At 52.8% G+C, this 1064-nt stretch carries 2 protein-coding genes; both read left to right on the top strand.

Annotated features, from left to right (window positions below; all coding sequences use genetic code 11):
• Positions 1-74 precede the first annotated feature (74 nt).
• Positions 75-629: a zinc ribbon domain-containing protein gene (locus KDK18_RS04670; RefSeq protein ID WP_257253548.1), complete on the top strand. Its 555-nt coding sequence runs from the start codon at positions 75-77 to the stop codon at positions 627-629.
• Positions 620-1045 carry a LacI family transcriptional regulator gene (locus tag KDK18_RS04665; protein ID WP_257253547.1) on the top strand — a complete coding sequence of 142 codons (426 nt, stop codon included), beginning with the start codon at positions 620-622 and terminating at the stop codon, positions 1043-1045. Before KDK18_RS04670 ends, KDK18_RS04665 begins: the two co-directional genes overlap by 10 nt.
• Positions 1046-1064 lie beyond the last annotated feature (19 nt).

Here is a 1064-nt window from a genome sequence, read left to right as displayed (position 1 = left end):
GACAGGAAAAAACTAGACGAGCTGGCTTGTTTGTCAAATATAAGGGTGTCCTATTATTTAGGCTAAATATAAGGGTGTCCTATTATTTAATCAAACCCGACGTTTGGGAGCAGGTCGAAACCATTCTCCAGGGCAACAGCTCGACCCGGCAGTCAGACAGCCGACACCGCAACACACGTTCGTTTCTGCGGGGTTTTCTGTTCGGGCCGGAGCAGGAAGCCCTGATACCCACGGCCAGCCGCAGCAAGGGCAAACTGCACCGCTACTACGTCAGCAGCACGGCCCGGAAGCATGGTCATAAACACTCACCCCTGCCTACCCTGCCAGCCAGAGAGATTGAGTTTCTGGTAGTCGAGCATCTTCGGGATTTACTCAAGCAACCGGAGATCATTTTCACCACCTGGCAGATGCTGACGGATCAGGACACGTTCAATGAAGATCAGGTTCGAGAAGCCCTGAATGATCTGTCGGACATCTGGAACCTGCTGTTCCCGGAAGAACAGCGCCGTTTAATGAAACTACTGGTCAGTCGTATAGACGTCCACCAGCAGGGCATTGAGATTCGCTTCCACCAGGAAGGAATACCCACCATTACCCATGAGCTACAAGGAGAAGTGACATGGCCATAAAAGTGACTGGCAAAGCCACCCGCACCTATCTCGAAGACGAGAACTGCATTCTGGTGCATATCCCCATTAAGTTCATCAACCGCAAGGGCAAGAGCCAGATCACCACGCCGGATGGTCGTCCGGCACTGGAAGAGGTCGATCCGGCTTTGAGGAATGCTCTGGTCAGGGCGCACCGATGGTTGAAGGCATTGGAAACAGGGAAAGAACAGCATCTGAAAGTGCTGGCTCAGAAGGAAGGGATTACCAGTGTCAGCTATGCTTCCCGGATCTTACGCCTGACCACCCTGTCGCCAGAGATTCAGGAGGCCATCATTGATGGCAGAAGCCTGGGTGGGTTGACGCTGGCTGATTTTATGAAGCCCTTTCCTCTGCTCTGGTCTGAGCAGAAGAAGGCTTTGGGGATACCGGAGGATTGATGTACTCCCCCCCCTTTTT

It is taken from the genome of Endozoicomonas sp. SESOKO3, from assembly GCF_024606255.1.
This window is presented reverse-complemented; position numbering and strand designations above follow the sequence as displayed.

Bases quoted from the DNA above. Each gene is read 5' to 3' on its own strand.
- KDK18_RS04665 (WP_257253547.1), top strand. From the start codon at position 620: ATGGCCATAAAAGTGACTGGCAAAGCCACCCGCACCTATCTCGAAGAC.